Origin of the sequence: Caldanaerobius fijiensis DSM 17918, from assembly GCF_900129075.1 — a bacterium.
Classification (GTDB): Bacteria; Bacillota; Thermoanaerobacteria; order Thermoanaerobacterales; family Caldanaerobiaceae; genus Caldanaerobius; species Caldanaerobius fijiensis.
Genome location: NZ_FQVH01000004.1, coordinates 1 through 21,564, shown reverse-complemented (window position 1 = coordinate 21,564; position 21,564 = coordinate 1). Strand labels below are relative to the sequence as shown.

The 21,564-nt window shown below is 39.5% G+C and carries 17 protein-coding genes and 2 pseudogenes; 2 read left to right on the top strand and 17 right to left on the bottom strand.

From position 1 onward, the window contains the following. Positions 1 to 3: 3 nt before the first annotated feature. The 8 genes and pseudogenes from BUB87_RS02985 to BUB87_RS14650 all read right to left on the bottom strand — a co-directional run bounded on the left by BUB87_RS02985 (position 4) and on the right by BUB87_RS14650 (position 11,869). Positions 4 to 8,682 carry a glycoside hydrolase family 94 protein gene (locus BUB87_RS02985; RefSeq protein ID WP_073341665.1) on the bottom strand — a complete coding sequence of 2,893 codons (8,679 nt, stop codon included), beginning with the start codon at positions 8,680 to 8,682 and terminating at the stop codon, positions 4 to 6. Between the two features lie 98 nt (positions 8,683 to 8,780). Continuing rightward, entirely contained in the window at positions 8,781 to 9,929 is a 1,149-nt protein-coding gene (locus BUB87_RS02980) for a hypothetical protein (RefSeq protein WP_073341663.1), read from the bottom strand. A gap of 48 nt (positions 9,930 to 9,977) precedes the next feature. After that, a complete protein-coding gene (locus tag BUB87_RS02975; RefSeq protein ID WP_073341661.1) occupies positions 9,978 to 10,442 on the bottom strand; it encodes an ABC-2 family transporter protein in 465 nt (154 codons plus the stop codon). Continuing rightward, positions 10,439 to 10,681 carry a hypothetical protein gene (locus BUB87_RS02970; protein ID WP_143156601.1) on the bottom strand — a complete coding sequence of 81 codons (243 nt, stop codon included), beginning with the start codon at positions 10,679 to 10,681 and terminating at the stop codon, positions 10,439 to 10,441. The genes BUB87_RS02975 and BUB87_RS02970 overlap by 4 nt, the downstream gene beginning before the upstream one ends. Positions 10,682 to 10,686: 5 nt before the next feature. Continuing rightward, complete coding sequence (locus tag BUB87_RS02965) at positions 10,687 to 11,232, bottom strand: ABC-2 family transporter protein (protein WP_073341658.1); 546 nt, start codon at positions 11,230 to 11,232, stop codon at positions 10,687 to 10,689. A 39-nt stretch (positions 11,233 to 11,271) separates the two neighbouring features. After that, positions 11,272 to 11,589 carry a hypothetical protein gene (locus tag BUB87_RS02960; RefSeq protein ID WP_073341657.1) on the bottom strand — a complete coding sequence of 106 codons (318 nt, stop codon included), beginning with the start codon at positions 11,587 to 11,589 and terminating at the stop codon, positions 11,272 to 11,274. 41 nt (positions 11,590 to 11,630) lie between these two features. After that, positions 11,631 to 11,732, bottom strand: a pseudogene (locus BUB87_RS15030) (ATP-binding cassette domain-containing protein); the annotation flags it as partial. Beyond that, positions 11,720 to 11,869 carry a hypothetical protein gene (locus tag BUB87_RS14650; protein WP_234945937.1) on the bottom strand — a complete coding sequence of 50 codons (150 nt, stop codon included), beginning with the start codon at positions 11,867 to 11,869 and terminating at the stop codon, positions 11,720 to 11,722. The pseudogene BUB87_RS15030 and the gene BUB87_RS14650, both read right to left, overlap by 13 nt. A 114-nt stretch (positions 11,870 to 11,983) precedes the next feature. On the opposite strand from BUB87_RS14650, the gene BUB87_RS15025 reads away from it, so the two are divergent. Beyond that, positions 11,984 to 12,286 carry an exo-alpha-sialidase gene (locus BUB87_RS15025; RefSeq protein WP_073341655.1) on the top strand — a complete coding sequence of 101 codons (303 nt, stop codon included), beginning with the start codon at positions 11,984 to 11,986 and terminating at the stop codon, positions 12,284 to 12,286. Here BUB87_RS15025 and BUB87_RS02945 read toward each other — a convergent pair. Genes BUB87_RS02945 through BUB87_RS02930 form a run of 5 tightly spaced genes read right to left on the bottom strand, consistent with a single transcriptional unit; the run spans position 12,171 to position 15,295 of the window. Further along, a complete protein-coding gene (locus tag BUB87_RS02945) occupies positions 12,171 to 12,935 on the bottom strand; it encodes a GNAT family N-acetyltransferase (protein WP_268761574.1) in 765 nt (254 codons plus the stop codon). The two genes, BUB87_RS15025 and BUB87_RS02945, sit on opposite strands and share 116 nt — an antisense overlap. A gap of 18 nt (positions 12,936 to 12,953) precedes the next feature. After that, positions 12,954 to 13,091 (bottom strand): hypothetical protein, encoded by a 138-nt coding sequence (locus tag BUB87_RS14320; RefSeq protein WP_159432354.1) that lies wholly within the window; start codon positions 13,089 to 13,091, stop codon positions 12,954 to 12,956. Positions 13,092 to 13,137: 46 nt separating this feature from the next. Next, positions 13,138 to 13,446, bottom strand: coding sequence for a ClpX C4-type zinc finger protein (locus BUB87_RS13975; protein ID WP_084110821.1), 309 nt, complete (start codon positions 13,444 to 13,446; stop codon positions 13,138 to 13,140). 42 nt (positions 13,447 to 13,488) lie between these two features. Then, positions 13,489 to 14,991 (bottom strand): ABC transporter ATP-binding protein, encoded by a 1,503-nt coding sequence (locus tag BUB87_RS02935; protein WP_073341652.1) that lies wholly within the window; start codon positions 14,989 to 14,991, stop codon positions 13,489 to 13,491. A gap of 43 nt (positions 14,992 to 15,034) precedes the next feature. Next, positions 15,035 to 15,295 (bottom strand): hypothetical protein, encoded by a 261-nt coding sequence (locus BUB87_RS02930; RefSeq protein ID WP_073341651.1) that lies wholly within the window; start codon positions 15,293 to 15,295, stop codon positions 15,035 to 15,037. An 830-nt stretch (positions 15,296 to 16,125) separates the two neighbouring features. On the opposite strand from BUB87_RS02930, the pseudogene BUB87_RS02925 reads away from it, so the two are divergent. Next, positions 16,126 to 17,413 (top strand): annotated as a pseudogene (locus BUB87_RS02925) (IS110 family RNA-guided transposase). Between the two features lie 121 nt (positions 17,414 to 17,534). On the opposite strand, the gene BUB87_RS02920 reads toward BUB87_RS02925, so the two are convergent. From BUB87_RS02920 to BUB87_RS02905, 4 genes are all read right to left on the bottom strand, one after another. Beyond that, a complete protein-coding gene (locus tag BUB87_RS02920; protein ID WP_073341650.1) occupies positions 17,535 to 17,750 on the bottom strand; it encodes a hypothetical protein in 216 nt (71 codons plus the stop codon). 334 nt (positions 17,751 to 18,084) lie between these two features. Then, entirely contained in the window at positions 18,085 to 19,131 is a 1,047-nt protein-coding gene (locus tag BUB87_RS02915; protein WP_073341648.1) for a uroporphyrinogen decarboxylase family protein, read from the bottom strand. An 84-nt stretch (positions 19,132 to 19,215) separates the two neighbouring features. Beyond that, positions 19,216 to 20,439, bottom strand: coding sequence for an alpha-L-fucosidase (locus BUB87_RS02910; RefSeq protein ID WP_073341647.1), 1,224 nt, complete (start codon positions 20,437 to 20,439; stop codon positions 19,216 to 19,218). A 110-nt stretch (positions 20,440 to 20,549) separates the two neighbouring features. Further along, positions 20,550 to 21,362, bottom strand: a complete 813-nt coding sequence (locus BUB87_RS02905; protein WP_073341645.1) for a metallophosphoesterase family protein — start codon at positions 21,360 to 21,362, stop codon at positions 20,550 to 20,552. Positions 21,363 to 21,564 lie beyond the last annotated feature (202 nt).

Below are 21,564 nucleotides of genomic sequence, written 5' to 3'. Positions count from 1 at the left end.
TCTTTAATTTCCCATATATATTTCAATGCGGTGTTGTGCTCCATCGTTTACCATGTGTATTACATTATCTCTGATTAGCTCACCGTCTAAATACGTACTCTTAACCCCTTTATTTACTCCCTCGGGATTTTTAATGTTTATAATATATTGAGTGTCTTTGTACCTATAGCTGATCGTATATTCTTTCCACCCCTTAGGTATACACGGGTCAACCATCAAATCACTACCTCTTATTTTTAATCCTAAAATATGCTCAATGCCTACTCTGTACATCCAGCCAGCTGCCCCCGTGTACCATGTCCACCCTCCTCTACCTTCATGGGGCTGAACTGCATATACATCCGCTGCCATAACATAAGGTTCCACCTTATATATCGATACTTCCAAAGGTGTACGGCTGTGGTTTATGGGATTTATCAGGTTATAATACTCCCACGCCTTATCGCCTTCTCCAAGAAGGGCAAAAGCCATTATTACCCATACGGCTGCGTGGGTGTACTGCCCACCGTTTTCTCTAACGCCTGGAACATAGCCTCTTATATAACCCGGCCTTAAATCTCCTTCATCAAATGGCGGCATCAATAATTTGATAAGCCCACTTTCCTTACTTATCAGGTAATGTTCTACAGCTCCCATGGCTTCTTTGGCTCTGTTGAGCCTGCCTCCACCGGATATCACTGACCAGGACTGAGCGATGGAATCTATCTTGCATTCAGAGTTCTGCACAGACCCCAATGGAGTTCCATCATCAAAGTATGCTCTCCTGTACCAGCTGCCATCCCATCCGCTCTCTTCAATGGCATCAACTATTTTCTGAGCAAACTCCCGATATTTTTCCGCCCTCTCGCTGTCACCCCACATCTCGCACAAAGGAATAAACCTGATCAAAACGGTATACAAAAACCAACCAAGCCATATGCTTTCTCCTCTGCCTTTGTTGCCAATTGCATTCATGCCATCATTCCAATCCCCTGAACCTATAAGCGGGATCCCATGGGGACCAAATCTCAATGCGCGGTCTATGGCTTTAACGCAATGCTCATACAGCGTCGATCTGGTATCAGATACCAAAGGTTTGTTGTATCTCTCGTCTTCATCTTCTTTCAAAGGCTCATCTATGAGATATGAAATTTCTGATTTTAATATATCTGCATCCCCTGTGCAGGTGATGTAATCCGCTGTTACAAAGGCAAGCCATAAAAGGTCGTCAGAATATCTGGTCCGTATACCTTTGTCAGATCCCGGATGCCACCAGTGTTGCACATCTCCTTCTTTAAATTGATGGGCGGCGCTATTTAATATCTGTTTGCGCGTCAACTCAGGGTATATATAGACAATGTTCATAACATCCTGCAGCTGATCTCTAAAACCATATGCACCGCCAGATTGGTAGAAAGCGGATCTTGCCCATACCCTGCACGCAATAGTCTGATATGGCAGCCAGCAATTAATCATAACATCCATAGACGCATCAGGGGTTTTGACCTGTATGGTTTTTGTAAGGCTGTCCCAGAACCTTCTCACCGCCTCATATTCTGCTTCTGCGTTATCTGTATTTCTATACTTAAAACACAGATTTCTAACCGTCTCTATATCGCGGCATTGTCCTAGCAAAAACGAAACAATCTTTTCCTCCCCCTTACCCAACGTTATCCTCACCTGTAATGCCCCACACGGATCATATCCTGCACCAACCCTTCCGGATAGTTTTTTCCTCCTCAGGGCTTCAGGAGAACCCAGGCTTCCGGATATGCCTATAAACTCCCGGCGATCTCCAGTATAGGATCTTTCACCTGTTTCTGATGTATCCAGAAAGGCGATCCTATCCGGAAAATCTTCGTTATAGCTGTTGCGTATGAGCAAAATACCGGTATCCTCATCTACCTCTGTGACAATAAAAGGCGCTGTCACCTGATCGGTTACCCCCATCACAGGCCTTATATAATACGTAAGACTTAAAGGTCGCGTATCCCCTGTGAGGTTTTTAAGTTTTAATAGACATATCTTCACAGGATCATCTTTTGGGACAAATACTGTTAATTCTTGCTGAATACCATTGCTTATGTGTTGAAATACTGAATAACCCTGCCCATGTTTAATCAAATAGGGCTCGCTATCCCTTATAGGTTGTGGTGTCACAGTCCATACCTGTCCGCTTTTCTCGTCCCGCAAATACAACACTTCCCCTGGAGGATCAACGACAGGGTCATTATACCAAGGAGTCAATTTGTTTTCGCGGCTATTTTCTGCCCAGGTATAACCTGAACCCGATTCGGATATCTGAAATCCAAAATGTTCATTGGAAACTACATTTATCCATGGGGCAGGTGTATTCTGCCCATCTTTTAAATAAATAATATACTCCCTGCCATCATGGCTAAAACCACCTATGCCATTAAAATGTAAAACTTCCGGCATCATAAGGGGTGTATTATCATATTGTGTGCCATCTTCCCATTCTCCTAGCTCGGGTAAATCCCCTTCTTCTTCCAATGCAATCTGCTCGTAAACAGGTCTATCACCCCTCAATACCACTCTCGCCACTTTATAGAACAGCTTCTTAACTTCTTCGTCGATATTATTGGCCTGTACCAGATGTACCCCTCCAGGTCTTCCGACCAATTCTCTGGCATGACTGGCCGCAATAGCTTCTTTTATCATGTCATTTAACGGCTGTAAATAGCTGCTTTTATCTTCATTTAATATGACCAGATCCACATTAAGGCCTTTAACCCGCCAGTATTCGTGAGCTCGTATAAGTTGATGTACGACATCAATGTCTTCCGTGTCGTCAATGCTTACGAGGACAATGGGCAAGTCTCCTGATATGCCATGTGCCCATAACGCCGATTGCCCCTTCAGGTTATTTCGGATTTCATCATGCCTATTTCGCCTCAATGGGCTGATAAACAGTATCTGCGGTATTATCTGCTGATATAACTGTATTTCGCTGGCTTTCATGTTTAAATATCTGGATTCGACTCGGCTTCTTGTCAATGCCAGTTCAAAAGCCCTCTCAATAGAACCACTGTCATGGTATTTTGCCGCCAGCTTTAAGGCTTCGCTACGGCTTTCTGCTATACCAGTTGTATAGGCGATCCTGACGGTCTGCCCTGGCATTATCTTTATCCTGCGCCTAAGGCTCATTATAGGATCTAATACAGGCCCTGTGGTATTGGAAAGGGGATGATCCACATCCAGCGCCACCGGATCTTTCAGAGAACGCCCTCGCCCGATAAATTTTGATCGATCCGTCTCATACTGGACATCTCCCACCAGTTCACCCCCGTCCACTGTTACGGTATGGAATACCCAAAACGAGCTTTGGTCGCTGCTCCTTGGCCTCCTATTGGCCAATAAGCTATCATATTCGCTTATATACTCCGTCTTTACAAACAAATTGCTGAAAGCAGGATGGGCTACATCGGCAGACTGCGGAGCCATCACCAGTTCCATATAGCTGGTTATCTCTATCGTCCTCGAATGCTCGCTGTGATTGGTTATATTTAACCTCCTTATTTCAGCTACATCGCTGGGTGAAACTATTATCTCTGTGTGCGTGTCGATGTTCCCGTCAGTTCTGAAAAATTCAATTTTGTGCTGTGAAAACACCACCTTATATTTATCTGGCATAACATCATAAGGCGCATACGTAGCAGACCATACGTTATTTGAGTTTATATTCTGTATATAAAAGAGCATCCCATAATCCCCTAATGGATCCTCTCTCCACCTCGTGATAGATTGCCCTTCTCCCACGCTATAACCAGTACCTCTATCTGTTACCATTATGGAATAATTTCCATTAGAAAGAAGGTGGACATCGGGAAGAGGGCCTTCATTGAGCCGCGGCATCCTTATAACCTCTACTTCTTCCTGTTCTACTACCTTTACTGGCTCGTAATGGGTTTTCTCTTCATTTTTAAAAGTAATTCCATCAGGTAATCGTTCCTGTAGCAACATCTCGGCGGAGCTTATCACAGGATCCGAATGGAACCGCTTTTGCATAATGTTGTCGTTCAGATAATTATCAAGAGCCAGAAAGCTCATCCCCTGATGATGTACCATAAAGCTCTTAACTACCTTATATTTCTCTCCCTGTACCAGCCTGCCAGTGGTGTAGTCTATAGCCTCGTAAAAGCCATAGGGGCCATCCACACCATGTTTTTTTAACATGCGGATATTTTGCATAACGCCCTCCGGATCTAATGGCAATGCCAACATAGTGGCGTAAGGAGCCACCACCACTTCATTGGCAAGTCCTCTTTTTAACCCGAGGGAAGGCACACCAAAGGCTTTATACTGATAATTCAGATTAATATCGAAAGAATAATAAGCGGATTCAGATGTACCCCATGGCACTTTTCGCTGATGCCCATAAAGTTTCTGCGCCCTTATAACAAAATAATATGTTTCGTCTAATAAGGTGTTTTCATAACTGCGCATGGTAAGCACCGGCATGAGATACTCAAACATTGTACCTGTCCACGATACCAGCCCTCTGTAGCCTTCTACTACTGTAAGAGCTCGGCCCAGGCGAAACCAGTGCTTTTTATCTATCTCACCCCTGGCAATAGCGATATAGCTGGTTTGCCTCGCTTCAGAAGCCAGGAGGTCATAGTAGGACTTAGAAAGCTGTCCTTCCTCTACATTATAACCGATAGAAAACAGCTGCCTGACCGGTACATAAAGAGGCTCAAATTGGGTAGAATCTATCAACCTCTTTAACCTGTCCACCAGGTTATTTACCCCTTCAATCGCCTTTTCTACATTTTCTTTAGCGATTATGATCTCGTTTTTGAAATCCTGAATCCACGAAATGATGCTATCGTCCTCAATATCTTTTGCGTATCTATCCAGATCACCTATAGCTTTACTATAGGTGCTTTTGAGCCCAATTAGCGAGGTGTTTTTTTCAATTTCGCTTACAATAGAAGCGATAAATCCTATTCCTTCCCACTGGGGCATTCTAATGTAACCATCAAGCCACGGCATCAATTGGCTCTGCTCTTTTAAATAATCTATTACCATGTCCTTTGCCTTTTGATGCCATACCAGATCATTTGTACCCACAGACACTTCCTCTAGATCTGTTTTCAACTTCTCTAACAATTTTCTAAAATTTACAATAGATATATCGGAGCAAAGCGCGTCCTTTAAAGGCCTTGTATCTAAAGTTGCATTACCGTTTTCAGATTTTATAAGCTCAATGGTATCCTGAAGGCCTTCAATATATGTTTTGTCAAAAACAGGACGTTTCATATAATCCAGAAGGCCCTGCCTCAATGTAATCATATACGCCACCAGATTACCGCTATCTACCGTAGAAACGTACCTTGGCCTCAGCGGTCTCAGCGTACGGGTATTGTACCAGTTAAACAAATGCCCATTCCACTTATCCATTTTTTCTATAGTAGAAATCGTGCTATCAAGTCTTTCTATCATTTTTAAAGTGCTCAAATATCCCAAGTCCCTGGCTGAAAGAGTCGATATGAGCAAAAGGCCTATATTTGTCGGCGAAGTCCTATGGGCAATACCATTGGGCGGATCCTCCTGATAATTATCCGGCGGCAAATAATTGTCATCAGGACCTACAAAATCTTCAAAATACCTCCATGTTTTACGGGCAATGAACCTCAGCTCCCCTATATCTTCTTCAGACAGCCGTTTTACTTCTCGCTCTACCGGCAGACTGATGTAATACGCTAAATAAGGAGATATACTCCATAAAGCGAGCAATGGCAATGTAAGCTGCCAGGTAAAGGGAAAAAAACTATAGTCAAGGGCAAATATCGCTAGTGCTTCCAGTACAGCCACCCACATCCTTCTAAAAGAACTGGATATATCATTTTTCAGTTTTCGCTCCATGTCCGCTGCAGTTACCCATTCCATGAGATTCTTTCTGGTAAAAAACACCCTCCACAGCGTGCGTATTACGGCATCAGACATTAAATAAGCCTGATACGGCATAAAGATAAACAAAACTAACGCCCTATACAGTGCTGCCTTAAAGCCCGTAATCACCGGCGAAAATCTTTTTCCTTTTGGAATCCAGATCTGCCCCGACAGTAGCAGATCAAAAGCTTCCAATACAGCAGGAAAAGCTACTGTGAGCAATATAAACCCAAACCATATATAAATATTTCCAGGAAATACACTAAAAACCATAGCAGTCAAAACCATCAAAGATGGCATTACCAGGCTTCTCCTCAGGTTATCAAATATCTTCCACTTTGATACTACAGACAATGGATTGCGTACAACTTTACCCTCTCTATTTTTAATTTTTGAAAATAGCCATGGAATCAGTTGCCAATCGCCCCTAACCCATCTGTGCAATCGCATGGCATAAGAGTTATACCTGGCAGGATATCCATCAATCAGTTCCACATCCGTGACAAGACCCGCCCTGACATAAGAACCCTCCAGCAGGTCATGGCTTAATATAGAATTATCGGGTATGGCATCGCGTAAAATACGCTGAAAAACTTCCACATCATATATACCTTTACCTGTGTATATACCTTCTCCAAATAAATCCTGGTATACGTCAGACACTGCTGTGGTATACGGATCTATACCCGATTGACCGGCAAAGATTCTGGCAAATAATGTGCGATTAGAACTTACTACATCTACGCCTATGCGCGGCTGTAAAAGCCCATATCCGTCTGTTACTATGCCTTTTTTTTCATCAATAATAGCCTTATTCAATGGATGCATAATCGTCCCGATCAATTCTTTTGCCGTGTCTATAGGCAATTGCGTATCAGCATCCAGCGTGATAACATACTTTATCTTAGGCAATTTTTTAATATCACTGCTTACGATACAATAACTGGTCTTTCTTGCGCCGCACAACATATCGTTAAACTCCAGCAACGCTCCCCTCTTGCGTTCCCAGCCCATCCATTTACCCTGGCTTTTGTTGTACTGCCTTTCTCTGTGAAAGTAATAGAAAATCTCCCTATCATCCTTCGTATAACGCTTGTTTAATTCTTTAATTCCGCTCAGAGCACAATCGACAATAGCGTCATCGTCGGGCATTTCCTTATCAGGTCCATCCTTAAAATCGCCCAATAGCGCAAAGTACACGTTTTCACCTTTATTAGCCAGATAATACTTCTCCAAATTGAACAGCAGCTCTTTGACCCGCTTTTCGTCCGACAATAATGCAGGAATAACCACAAACGTTGCTGCTTCATCCGGAACGCCATCCTTCAACTCAAGTTTTGGCAATATGTTAGGGCGAACAATACGGGTTACCAACCAGTTTACTATGCTTACCGATATTTCACTGGCTGGTATCAATACCGTCATGAAAACCAATGCCAAAATAACAGCAGCAGTCAAATTACTGAATTTACCTATATGCTTATAGGTATAACTCAAAAATGCCAGCTCTATTAAAACCGTAATGGCAAGTATAAAGCCTATATAAATAAATGCCACATGCTCTTTTGCCTTTTTTAAACGCTTGTGAATACCTTTGGCTTCAAACCCTATCTTCTTTTCTAAAACATTCTTTCCTTTGTCGATCAAATAATACCCGACATGCCTTTTTCTCTCATCGTCTTCTACATCACAGGCGCACTCAACAGCCTTAATAGCGACAAGCGTTTCTGAAACTTTAGCATTCAAAGCTATTTTCTCTACAATTTCCCTATAATAATTTCTCGATGCAAAATCCATTCTGGAATATGTACCACTGGGATCTTTTCTCAATATCTGTTCGACTGAGCTTAAATCTTCAAAAATGTCCGTCCAGTCCATACTGGACAGCAATTTTAAACTCGTTATAGAGTTACCAATAGTGACTTCCATCGAAGCCTGATACTGGTGCTCTATTTGAGCAATCTGTTCTTCTGTGACTCCAAACTCCGCCAGCAGATTTCTCAAATCGTTGATAATGTGCATTGCTTCCCTGCCGCGCTTTCTCAACTTTTGTAAAAGGTGTTCCACAAAAGAGTAATTAATCTCCGTACTCTTAATGTGTTCCTTTGCTGCTTTAAGTATATCCTCAGAATCCAGAACCCCTTCAGCTTCTCGCCACTGTTTTATGGTTTCATTTATTCTGCCGCACAAAAACCTTACATTTTCAATCAGCGCAATGCGCAGCATATAACCTAACGCCCATATCTCCCTTGTTGTAAGCAATGACTTGCCTTGATATGCTTTAATGAAATCAGAAATGACCTTCTCGTCAACTTTACCATCGGTATGGGCTACCATTTCCAGCGCCAGCGCATAAACTCTGGGATATCCATTTAAATATCCTTCCTTTAAAACCGGTAGCAGATCATTTCCGCTCTTTAAAATCCTCTTAACATCTTTAATCTGTTCTTCGATTATATAAAAATTATCCAATAACCATTCCGAAGCTGGGTTTACGGATTTTTTTAACCTCACTTCTTCATTAAGCTTTTTATAAAGGGATCTAATACACCTGTAATTATCATTTATCCTCCATAAAAGCAATTTTGGACTTCTTTTTTTATTAGAGATTATATGTCTCTTAGCCACTTCACTCGCATGCTTTTGCAGCTCTTCCGGAACCAGAAATACATCCTGCACATTGACAAAGCTAATGCTGTGAAACCTCTTCCTGTGTACCACCGTATAAGCTAAATAATAGACTATAGCCATTACAGCAATTACTGATATCCACATAATGTAAACCATGCCCTATCAACTCCTTATACCTATTATGTTGATATGCAAAAATATTATTCCCGGATTGAATTGTAAATAAACAAGGGCATGGTAAAAGAATCTTTATGCTAATTAAGTTGCTTCATAACATCTTTAAACAATTCTAAAAATTCGTTGTAGTCCCCTTCTTTATGCATACTGTATCTTTCCTTCTCATATATATCGCTTATTTTGCTTAAAATATGTTTATCTGATACAAAATTATATAAAAAGAAATTCAAGTCCCTTGCAGTGCTGCTATTTTTCAGTTCATATCCGTCTTTTATAGCCATCTTCAATATCCGCCTGTACATCTGCCTGATAGGAGAAAGCTTTGCCGCCCTTACACCAAATTCGGGTTTTAGAGACACTACCTCCTGCTTATACTCCTGTTCTTCGCCTTTATCTGCTTCTAAATGTAAAAACTTTCTAATAACAGAATACACTATGATGCCTATAACGGCACTCCACAATATATATACTACAATCCTTGCTATGGGGTTGCCATTAGCGGTTTCTTTTACTCCATCACGGTACAATAATTTACCCATGCGATCAACGTTACTCATGGCTTGTTCCATTTTTTCCGCCTGTTGTGGAGTCAAATTGGGAATTTTCCCCAAAAGCAGCCCAATCAAGTATGCCGGATAAAGAATTATTGCCTCTATAAAATTCCAGATAGTATAAATACCCCTGCTTAAAGCGCTATATATAGGAACAATGATCAGTAAAATAAAATTGAAGATTATAAACAACACATCTCTTGGGCCTAACTTGGTTTCAACATCATGTGCTACATTGGACTGGATCAAAAGAATAAGCTTTAGCAAAATAGCGTAATACACCATCAAACTCCCTCGAGCAAATATAAGAGAAACTCCTATTATGACTATGGCTTCACTTATAAAAGAGGTATTGCGATATCTTAAATACATTGTATTTTTAAACAATAAATAAAAACGCAGAATTGCTATGGTCTCTATAACGGCAATGGTCTGAAGCTCCATAAAAGAAGCTAAAGGCGTCATCATTATAACGACTGCTGGGAGTAACAAAAAAATTATAAAATATGGTGAGGTCATCTTACGGTAGAGGATCTGCATGATAACGAATGTATAAATGATAACCATGATATATATTGCTACATTTAAGGTATTATAAAACTTTGATAGCACAAGGTATGCAATTATAATTTCAGGAATTACATATAAAACCTCAAGCAAACTTTTCTTTTTCATAAACTATCACCTTTATATGAGCAATCTTAACGTCTGTTGTAGCATATGTTATGAACTGGCACTGGTGTAATGTTTTAAACCCTGTTTCCAAACAATATCGCTTAATAACCAAAAAAACCCGGCAGCAATCAATGAATAAGCTATATAGGCAGAATTAAAATTACCCATAAATACCATAGCAGGCAAATTAGCAATAATCATAATCGGAACTATAAGTGAAAATAATATCCTTACTATACCTTTATAAATAGATTCAGGGTATACAGTAAGGTTAAAAAATTCTTCAAAAATAGAATACAGTGCATACGCCTTTACCAGCCATAAAGATAGGCTCATCAGCAAAAAGGCAAAAAAGTACTTTATTGCTACACCTATAAATATAAACAAAATATAAAGCAAAGCATTAATCAATGTAACCTTTATAGTACCCGTAGATAGTACATACACAAATACCGGCAGAGCTAACATTGCCGTTAACACTGCATCAATGTTTAAATTAGCAATGGATATCAAAAAAAGTAATACACAGCATTTATAAATTGGTTGGTGGCAATGAGCAATAAAGAATCATTAAAGGACCAACTTCCAATTTGTCTGTTACCATATATTGCATCAAAAAACACAATGAGCACAACAAGCTGAATAACCCCTTGCAGCACATTTAAGAAAAAGTTCGCCCTGAAGCTGGTATCTGCTTTTATAGTGTTAATGAAAATACGCTTTATTACCTTAAAATACCTTGCCATATCCACAGCCATTAACCTCCCATAGATTTATAGGTTTTCAATCCCAATTTCCATTCAACTTTATAGATTAAATAAAATGAAACTATCCATAAAGCCTCTGTCAATATACCCAACAAGGCATCGTGATAAGTGACTTTACCCAGGTATATCTGTACGGGAAAAAAATTTATATAATAAAAAGGAAGTTTGCTGGTTATCCGCTGTATGAAATCAGGCAAAACATTTAATGGCACAATCTGACCTGACAAAAAAGTCATGATCAAAAAATAAATGCTTTTTATTCCACTGGAGTTTTCTAACCAGAATGCTGTCATGCTCAACACAAAATCGATTAAGTAGGCCAGTATAAAGCTTAAAATCAATGAAATCAACATCAAAATCAAATAATATCCATCCGTCTGGAGGTAAAAGTACTTGCTGAAGAATATCGATAAAACCACTGCAATGATGGCATTTTCTACAGAGTAAAAAACGTTGGTGGTAAATTGCCGACATGACCAGTACCCCAAATAGCTTACAGGCTTTAATAAAAAGGTGTCCAGGCCACCTGTCCTCAACCTCTTTCATCTGTAGTTTCATGAGTTCAATATACTTTTTCATGAGCCGATCCCCCCTGCAGTCTGGTCAAAAATATCCAGCAGTACATTCTCAAGATCGGGCTTTTGTACAGTCAGGTCGTATATATCCACAACAGAGCTTATATCGTTCAACAAAATACCCAGATTATCCTTTAACACTGTTATATCCAAAGATCCTTCAGATTCTTCTATATTTACAGCCAATCCTTCTATTTTAGAGCGAAGTTTCTTTAATGAAGCAAAATTTAATGATGTTACCCTGACAAAGCGCATATTCGATTGTACAGTAAGTCCTTCCTTAGAACCATCGTATATAATCTTGCCTTTATTTAACAACAGAACCCGTGAGCACAGATTCTCAATGGCATAAATCCCATGACGTTTACTTCTCCTGATGTAGGCTTTAGTATGCCCGACAGTATTTTAAGCGTGGTGGATTTGCCTGCACCGTTGGGACCAACAAGCCCTAAAAATTCTCCTTCCTGTACTTTAAAGGATATTCCATCCAGTGCCGTATTTGTCTCATATTCTCGCCTCTGAACAAGTTTAACAGACCAGATCCTCTCTTATATCGCCGGTATTTCATAGTTAAATTCTTCACTTCAATTATGCTCATAATATCCTCTCCTACGCAATTAGTGCGTTTCTTTTTTATACTACTTCTACATAAATCACCCAATTCCTGCTTTACACTTTTATCAATATAAAGACATCCTGACATAGTAGCCATATGGCTTTCGCGGAGAAAAGATGGACAAGGACTGATCCCATAAAAGTGGCTGATGAAGAAAACGTTCCTTGCTGTAATCCCGTGCTATTTAAAGATAATAATGGTAAGTTATATCTATTTTATAAAGTAGGGGAAAACACATTGGTATGGCGCACTATGGTAATCACTTCAGTTGATAAAGGCAGTGTTATAATTCCATATATCCCATCTTATACTTTCTCCATATTTTGTATCCCAGCTTTCCATACCATTCATCAAGCCAGGTATATCCTACATATGATATATCAAACCCTTTTATTTTAAGTGACTCTGTTATTCTGGCTGCTAAAGCCAATCCTATACCTTTATTTCTATAATTTTCTGCAACTCCAATACAACCAATACCACCCGTCTTTTTACCAAAGTAGTCTTCCCAAGTTATTCCTTTGTCAATTAATATAACAGCCCCTACTATCTCTTGGTCATAGATAGCAATGTGTATTTTTTCTACATCGCCATTATCACACAAATCCTTATAATATATATACCAATTCGGAAAATTAGTCCGTTCAAAATCAAGGATGCCTGAAACATCGCTTATATCTGCTTCTCTTATCTGTATTCCTAAATTTTTAATACGATCATACACATATTGAGGTGTTGAATAATTATTTAATTCCATAACCATATCAATAATTTCTTCTTTAAAATCAAACCCATATTTTTTAAAAAATTGTACAGCGCCTGGTAAATCTGTAGGCACACCAGGCCATATATATGATCCAACTCCAGCACCTAATTGAATGTTTTTTATTTTTAAATCTCCAAAATCTTTCATAACAGCGTCTAGCAATTGATGACCGATACCCTTATTTCTGTATTTTTCATCAACCATTAAAACCATTATTTGTCCTTTGGATAGCTCTATATTTAATAATGTAGCAATAAACCCAACGACCTTATTATTTTCTATAATTACATAATTGTTATATCATTCCTTGAAAATATATCCATCTATAAATTCTATAAATTTATCATATGATAATGGCCACGTATTATTAAATGTTTTGTACCATAGTTTATATACATTTTCAGCGTCTTCTTCTTTTATAAAATGTCTTAGCAGCATAATACAAAAGCTCCTCTCATTCTTGATCTTTACATCTCCTAAATGGCTAATCATCGCAACTATGTTTTAAAGGAGATGGCTCTGTGTAAATTATATAGGTGTTACATTTCGGACATTTGCTGACATTACCGCCGTGTATGACGTCTTCACCCAGATCTACCTTATATCTTTTTATGTTTTGCTTGTTTATCACTTGAACATCAAACTTATGTAACATCATCAAACAAGAAACTATACATTGGTCACATATAAACACATTAGGGCCTGCCACAAGCCTGTGACCATCTTCCTGAGTATTCCCGCAAAAAGAACACCTCAAGTCCTCTTTTATTACGTTGTTGACCACCTTTTCCATATTGAAAACCTCCCTCTATATATAAAATAATATTTAATAACCTTATTCTTGATACCTTTCTGCCTGCATTTTAAACAGTCGAGCGTAGTCGCCTCCTTTCTCCATCAACTCTCTATGAGTACCCACTTCTGAAATCATTCCATCCTTAATAAACACAATCTTTGATGCGATTGTGGCGCTGGAAAGCCGATGGGAAATGAATACCGTTGTCCGGTTTTCTCTCAGCTGGTCAAACAGCTTAAACACCTCATATTCAGCTTCTACATCGAGAGATGCTGTGGGCTCATCCAGAATCAGTATATCGGCATCGCGGAAAAAGGCTCTGGCAAGGGCTAATTTCTGCCACTGGCCTATTGATAACTCTATACCGTCATCTTCAAACTCCCGCGTCAAACTTGTTTCATAGCCCCTGGGAAGATTTCTTATAAACTCGTCAGCTTTGCTTTTTACTGCCGCTTCATAAATTCTATCTTTATCTCTTATATTATCTATATCACCTATGGCAATATTTTCCTCCACAGTAAAGGCGTAACGGCAAAAATCCTGAAATACTACTCCATACAGAGAGCGTAAGGCTTCTATGTCATATTCTTTTAAATCTATATCATCCAGCAGAATTCGACCTTCCGTCGGGTCATATAAACGGATCAAAAGCTTTACAAGAGTAGATTTACCCGCACCATTCAGACCTACCAGGGCTATTGTTTCGCCAGGGTATATCTCAAGATTTATATCTTTTAATACGTATCTATCTGTACCCGGATACTTAAAGGATACATTCTCAAATTTTATATAATGTTCACCTGATCTCCTGGGTTTAATCTTTTTAGATGTCTCATAAAGATGGGATTTTTGTTCAAGAAACGCGCGTAGATTCCCTATGTAGAGATTCCCTTGAGCGACAAAAGCACCTACTGTAATGACCATATTAATGTAACCGTGTATATTGAAAAGCGACGAAGTATAAAGCGAAAAATCACCCAGGGAAATATACCCTTTAAGTGCTGATATGCCCAACCATACGCTTAAGGCACCTATTACGCCCATTATGAGTAACGACGTCATAAAATTCCATAGGCTACTTTTAACCAATGTACCTTTATAAGCCACAAAGTATTTATTAAAAACGTTTTTATATCTAGAAACAATATAATTGCCGATACCAAATAAGCGTATTTCTTTTGAGAAATCTTTTGAGGTAACCATATTGGAAAGATAGTTCATCTGCCGCCTTTCTTTAACCTTGGTTTTGGTAACTTCAAATACCTTATCTTTAAATTTGTTTTGAACAATGCCATTAGGTATTGAAGACAATATAACAAGTACCGGCACCCATGGAGAAAATCTCATCAAAACTATAGAATAACTGATTAAAGTAGTACAATAAGAGAAAAAAGTAAATGAAGAAGAAACTATTGTAACAGGTCTATAGCTGACTTCTCTCATAGCGTTTTCCATTTTGTTGTAATATTCCGGAATATCGTAATATGCCTGATCCACCCTTTGTGCCTTATCCATGATCTTTAACCTTATATGATTTGACATAACATCTCCTGCCAGAGAATCGACTAAATCTTTTAAAGCAAAACTAGATTCCAAGATTAAAAAAATAGCACTGTAATAATGCAAGAAATATAATTCTATGATATTGTGCCATCCAATTATTGGTCTTTACGCTAACGACCACTGTATCTATAAGCAGTTTAGTTACCCATGCAGATGCAACAGACTGTAAACCTGATACAAGGGAAATGAAGAAAAGTGATATTGTTATAAATGGACTGGCTTCCCAAACCAATTTAAAGGTATAGAGAAATTGCGAGATATTATCTTTTACTTTTTTAGCCATTTTCTCCTCTCCTTCACTCATCCAGGCTATTATTCCAACTCTTTTTAAATCTATCTCTTTTTATAATTATAATATTTCTTTATAAAAACTTTTTCAAAGTCCAAATTTAACCAAATTTGCTGAATATCTAACACTTTTCTTCTATTTTTTAAATATTTTTCATGTTTTCTTACCTTTTCTCCATTTTTCTTCTATATATGTTTAAAATGCCTTTATTTCCATATCAAACACTATTATATTTTTTCTTGAATTTGGCATGTGACAAATAGACTAAAAAGTAATTTTCCACAAAGCAAAATATTGATTATTTAACACGAAAATAGATTTTCATTCCCAGCGGCTAAGTATTCCAATATTTGGCCATTATCTATTAATGCAAATAATCCTCCTCCCTTGTAAGATATAGTTGTAACAATTCAGTAATAAAATACTGAATGAGTTACCTATATTTAACATTTCTCCTTCTCCCCTTCAGTGAAGAAGGAAGAAATCAAGCATTTCGTTTAAATATGCTTTCCCCTAGGGAAAAGCGCCCTTCTGTAATTATCTCTAGTCTTTAGCTTCGCCAACTTGTTGGCCTGAACCTTGACAACGTAGTATAATATCTTGCAGAATAGGAAGTTTGATGCATCTCCTCCCAGAGACTCTTTCTATATGAAAGAGATTACTCGTAATAGAGACTATCAATCCATTCCGTGTAAGATTCTACGTTTTGGCTGGTTGAGGCCAACTTTCGTTGGCTCCTCGTTTCACGTGCAAGGTTGTATTCTTACAGGGAAATGGAATGGATCTTCCTATTTCAAAATATTTTCGTTAGGGGATTAATAACTATGACTAATCAACCAATAGCTGGCTTTGATGTTAGTAAAAAATTCAGTGATATGTGCATCCTAAGCCCTGACAACAAAGTATTCGCTAGAATGAGAGACATCATAACATATCCGACTTTAGAAAAGCTTGCTCTCTTTTAAAAGAGGCGGAAAAGGAGTTCGCTATGCCACCCATAATTATCATGGAAGCTACTGGACACTATCATAGACTCCTTTTCCATTTCCTCAAAAACTCTGGATATGAGGTTATTGTAGTTAACCCCATCCAGACTGATTCTATCAAAAATATCAACGTAAGGAAAGTAAAAAATGATAAAGTTGATGCTTACCGTATTGCTATCCTCTACAGGCTTAGGGAACTCAAGCCTACCAATACGCCTGTAGAAGCCATATTAGACATTCGCAATCTCTGCAGGCAATATTATGATATTTCCGATGACTGTACTGCTTACAAAAATAAACTAATTGCTATCTTGGACGAATTGTTCCCAGGGTTCAATGACATCTTCGGAAACATAGCATCTAAAACTGCACTTGAGATTCTCTCAACTTATCCTACACCAGAAGATATACTAAATGCTCCAAAGGATATGCTTGTTGAAATTATCTCTAAGGCTAGCTGTAAAGGTTTAAAATGGTCTTTGAACAAATACGACAAGCTTATAGAGATTGCAAATGAGGTTAAACCTTTATTCATCAAACATTCTAGCAGCAATGTTCTTTTAAACACTGTCATTACTTTAATTAAAACATTTCAAGACCACTTAAAACAGATTGAAAATGAAATACATAAAATTATTACAAATAATCCTGACTATGTCGGCAAAGCAATTGAACTTTTAGATTCAATTCCTGGTATAGATACTATAACAGCCGCTACAATACTTGGTGAAATAGGTGACTTTTCGGCTTTTAAGAGTCCTAAACAGCTTGTTGCTTTCTTCGGTATCGATCCTTCTCAAAAGGATTCTGGACAATTCAAAAGTTCTAAGAACAAAATGTCCAAAAGAGGTTCAAAAATACTCAGGAGAGTATTATATACTACTGCAATGGCCAACGTACGAAAAAATGTAACAAGGAATTATTTAACCCGGTACTATTTGAATATTACAACCAAAAGCTTGCTTCTAAGCCTAAAAAAGTCGCCTTAGTTGCTGTAATGCATAAGCTTGTATATATCATTTTTGCCGTGTTGAGAGATCAAAGCCCTTTTGTGTTAAGAACACCTGAAGAACATAAAAAATTACTCGTTCTTAAAGCGTTACAGCAACGGGGAAAAACGGCTTAATATTTTGTTGTCAAGGTTCAATTTTATCATTCAAGCCAGCTATTTTTTACCATTTTTAGGTGGCTTTGTTGTTGTGCGATTAATTTAAATACTGCATTTAACTAAAAAATTTTTTACTTTTTTAAAAAGTCTCTTGACAAGTATTAGCTGGTCTCTCCTGTTCCATAAACAGCTTATAATACAATCCTTTTTGCTCCATAAGCTCATGGTGCACGCCTTTTTCTATTGTCTTGCCTTTCTCAAGAACTATTATCTGGTCTGCATTGGTTATCGTCCCAAGATCATGGGTTATTATTATCACAGTCTTGTCATTGGCTAATCTTTCTATCTCGTCCAAAAATTTTCTTGAAGCTTCTTTATCGATGCTACTGCTGTGCCTGGCTCTATATTGCCTTTTTGTATCTGGAAAACCGATACCAAAAATGCTAAGGCCTCTAACACATAATAAAACAAATAAGGTACAGAAGAGCTTGTTGCCGCTAAGCTTTCCTGTAATGTAGAATTGTAAATGGTAGAATAGTAAAAACGATACAAAACAAAGGTACGAGCCATAATAGTTTTACATTTATAACTTTTATAATCGCAATCGTTGTAAAAAACAATATTATATCAACAATCATTTCACCGATGGCTTCGTACCTTTCCGCATACGTTTGGTAATTTCATCTCAATTATTTATTCCAGTGTGACTTGAGATACCCTATATAACGATCCATCATATCATCGGGAATATTGGCAGGTAAATGGTTGCCCACAGCAAATATCAAGCCGCGGCAGTGCTTTGCTAATTCAAGTGTGCGATCTATCTGGGAACGGACAACATCCCACTTTCCAAATGTCATGTCCCTGCAGTCCACACAGCTTCCAATTAACACTATATCCTGTCCGAAGCGTTCCACCATGAATTCAAAATCATTACAGGGTTCAAAAATTAAGCCATCAGCTCCAGCCGCCACTATATCTTCAGCAAATTCCATGAAATTTCCATCAGAACAGAATAATACTTTTTTGCCAGCAGCATGCAGAGGTTTCCAAAGCTCTGCATAACGTGGTATTATAACTTTTCGATAATAATCAGGATGCATAAAAGGGCCACTTGCCCAAACAAAGTCGTCATGCTGAATTATCACTTCAACGCTCGTCTTTGCCCACGCCTCCATGTGAAAAAGCGTATACCTGAAAAAGCTATCAAAAACCTTTTCCATTTTTGACGGATTTGATGCTCCCAAAAGTAGCATCTCCCAACCAAACGCCTGTATAGCTCCTGATACAATAGTTTTATAATAACCTCCTGTAAACAACTGATCGGGATATTCCTGCCTTGCTTGCTGAATTATATTTTCATATGCAGCCACCTGCTCATTGAAATCAGGCAATCCATACTCTGACACAGCATCAAAGCTCCACACTTCTTCAGGCGAATTAAAGGGGCATACTGCAGGATCATGTTTATCGCTGCCATCAACAGCATATTCAGCATGCCCCATATCCGTAGTCCTGCCAAATTTTGCCCAATCTCCATGCAGGCCGTCATTAGTATGCCATATAAAGTCGATATCCCATAGATTATATAAACGTTTGACCGCCTCAGGGTCAGATGGATCCAAACCTGTTTTGGTACGGATATAATCAGTATGATACTCCAAACTATATTCTGTATGAGCTAAACGAGGGGTGGACTTTAGATAAACGGTATCCAGCGCTAATTGCCTGCTCAACCTTATTCACTTCCCCTAATTTTAATCTTTGCCTCTATCTTTATAAGCTCAAGTGGACAATTATAACGCTTGTACTTTTGAAGGCTAATCCTTAACCTCTTCCAAAAGCTTGTAGCCGGCACCCAATACCTGACGCGGAGTACCTTCGACTTCAAGTTCTATGACAGTATCCAGCGGCTCAGGGGGAAGCGTTGGCAGATCATAAAGCACAAGCCTGTCTTTCTCCTGTGTAAATCTAATATCATCGCCACCCATAAACCTTGCACGTAAAACCTTGTTGCGCAACCCACCTATGGCCAGCTGGTTACCCGGCCAGCGGTTGCAGTGGAAATAAACGATATTGCCTTTGCGCGTAAAGCCACCTGTTATCATCCACTCCTGCTCCATCGGATCAGACGCATCATAGATAGACGCCCCATATTTTCTCAACCATTCACCAACTTCTCTTAACGCTCTGATGCAGGGTTCAGGTACACTGCCATCGGGCGCAGGACCTATATTTAAAAGGAGATTACCTCCGCCTGCTGCTACCTGTCTTAACATGCTTATAACAGTCCAAGCACTCTTATAGTTTGTATCGATCGGTGTATATCCCCAACTATCGTTAAATGTCATGCAAACCTCCCACGCCCGTCCCTCTTTTGCCGGCGTAATATGCTGTTCAGGGGTTCCAAAATCTTCAGGCAGACCTGACCTGTCATTTATGATTATGTCTGGCTGAAGGCTTCTTACCATGGCGTTCATTTTCTCGGCTTCCCATTCCTCCGGAGTAAGCGGCCAGTTTACATCATACCAGAGAATATCCACTTTACCGTAGTTTGTACAAAGCTCCTTGACCTGCCCATGTATGTAATCAACAAATCTACGCCTCGCAGCCTCATTGAATTTGCAACGCGCACCGTCAGGATGATGCCAATCCATAAGCGAATAATAAAAGCCAACCCTTAAACCCTCGGCACGGGCAGCTTCGACATATTCTGCGACAAGATCCCTGCCTGGTCCTCTCTTGACAGCAGTATAGTCGGTAAGCTTTGAATCAAAAAGGCAGAATCCTTCGTGGTGCTTGGTCGTCATGACCATGTACCTCATACCAGCCTCTTTCGCAAGCCTTGCCCATTCCCTGGCTACATTCGGCCTGGGATGCCATGTGTCCGCCAGTTTTTCATATTCCTCAATAGGTATGCGCTCACGATTCATAACCCACTCATGCCTTCCAAGTTGAGAATACAATCCCCAGTGAATAAACATACCAAATCTGGCTTCTTTAAACCATTTAAGCCTGCGCTCTCTGTCACCAGTATTTTCCATGTAACAAACCCCCTTTTATATTAATTAATTAAATTATATCATAAAATTTCCCAAAAATATATAATGCAACACACAGAGATTTTTATTAATTGTTTGTATGTGAAATTTCATCAGAACTCACGTACCACAAAGTCAACTGCATTTCCGGTGACGGTTACCAGCATCCAGCCCTCCGGTTGCTTACCCTCTGGAAGGCCAAAAGAAACAGCTGGAGCCACCAGAATTGGTACATTGTTCCAAGCAAGCGCAGTTGGATAATGAAGGTGGCCAGCCAACACCCCACAAATCCGGTCTTCATTCGCTTCGAATAGGTCGAGGAGTCGCCGGCGTGATTCAGGATCAATGTTCCAGTAATCAGCTTTCTCGTCCAACTGGACCCGAAATGGCGGGTGGTGCAAGAAGACAACCCTCGGACGGTCTGTCCTGTACTGACTCAATGTGGTCACAGATGTCGCTGACGACAACGGTACCGATGCTGGGTGACACAGTTCGCTACTGAGAAATGCCCACTGCTCCACCTCCTTTTCCAGCCCACTACCGAATAAGAGCGAGTTGAGACCGATCACGCGTACTGCCCCTACATTGACAGCAAAGAACGAAGGACCCACTTGGCTCTCGTACCGGGCCAACCGTTCACCGGTTACCTCTCCCTTGTCCCCAACATCATGGTTGCCCGGTACACAGAAAACCGGGACAGCGAACCGTTTCTTCCACCGCAACCACTCAGCATACTCCCATTCTTCGCCGCGCTGTGTTAAATCACCGGCGACCAGCACCGCATCTACCTTCTCAGCTTCGACAGCTGCTACGGCTCGCCGGAGGCGTTCCGTGCCCTGGGGGAGATGGAGGTCAGCCAGGACGGCCAGGCGCGTCGTTTTCCCTTGTTCCTGCACCAAACATTGACCATCTGATTTCTGAAGCATGTTTATTCATCTCCCTCTATTATCTTTCATTTTCTCACGATATCTCCGTTTTTCTTCAATTTTCTCATTGCAACAAGAACCTTCTATGGCTTATATTATCATTTTTTACTCATATTCCCTCCGAAATCGTAACCTTAATAAATCTCACTTGTTATTTCCATATTCTGGCGGAATGCCTCCACTTATCTCATGGGGCTTACCC

Bases quoted from the DNA above. Each gene is read 5' to 3' on its own strand.
- BUB87_RS02985 (WP_073341665.1), bottom strand. From the start codon at position 8,682: ATGGTTTACATTATGTGGATATCAGTAATTGCTGTAATGGCTATAGTC.
- BUB87_RS02980 (WP_073341663.1), bottom strand. From the start codon at position 9,929: ATGAAAAAGAAAAGTTTGCTTGAGGTTTTATATGTAATTCCTGAAATT.
- BUB87_RS14650 (WP_234945937.1), bottom strand. From the start codon at position 11,869: ATGAGCATAATTGAAGTGAAGAATTTAACTATGAAATACCGGCGATAT.
- BUB87_RS15025 (WP_073341655.1), top strand. From the start codon at position 11,984: ATGGCTTTCGCGGAGAAAAGATGGACAAGGACTGATCCCATAAAAGTG.
- BUB87_RS14320 (WP_159432354.1), bottom strand. From the start codon at position 13,091: ATGCTGCTAAGACATTTTATAAAAGAAGAAGACGCTGAAAATGTATAT.
- BUB87_RS13975 (WP_084110821.1), bottom strand. From the start codon at position 13,446: ATGGAAAAGGTGGTCAACAACGTAATAAAAGAGGACTTGAGGTGTTCT.
- BUB87_RS02935 (WP_073341652.1), bottom strand. From the start codon at position 14,991: ATGTCAAATCATATAAGGTTAAAGATCATGGATAAGGCACAAAGGGTG.
- BUB87_RS02930 (WP_073341651.1), bottom strand. From the start codon at position 15,295: ATGGCTAAAAAAGTAAAAGATAATATCTCGCAATTTCTCTATACCTTT.
- BUB87_RS02910 (WP_073341647.1), bottom strand. From the start codon at position 20,439: ATGGAAAATACTGGTGACAGAGAGCGCAGGCTTAAATGGTTTAAAGAA.
- BUB87_RS02905 (WP_073341645.1), bottom strand. From the start codon at position 21,362: ATGCTTCAGAAATCAGATGGTCAATGTTTGGTGCAGGAACAAGGGAAA.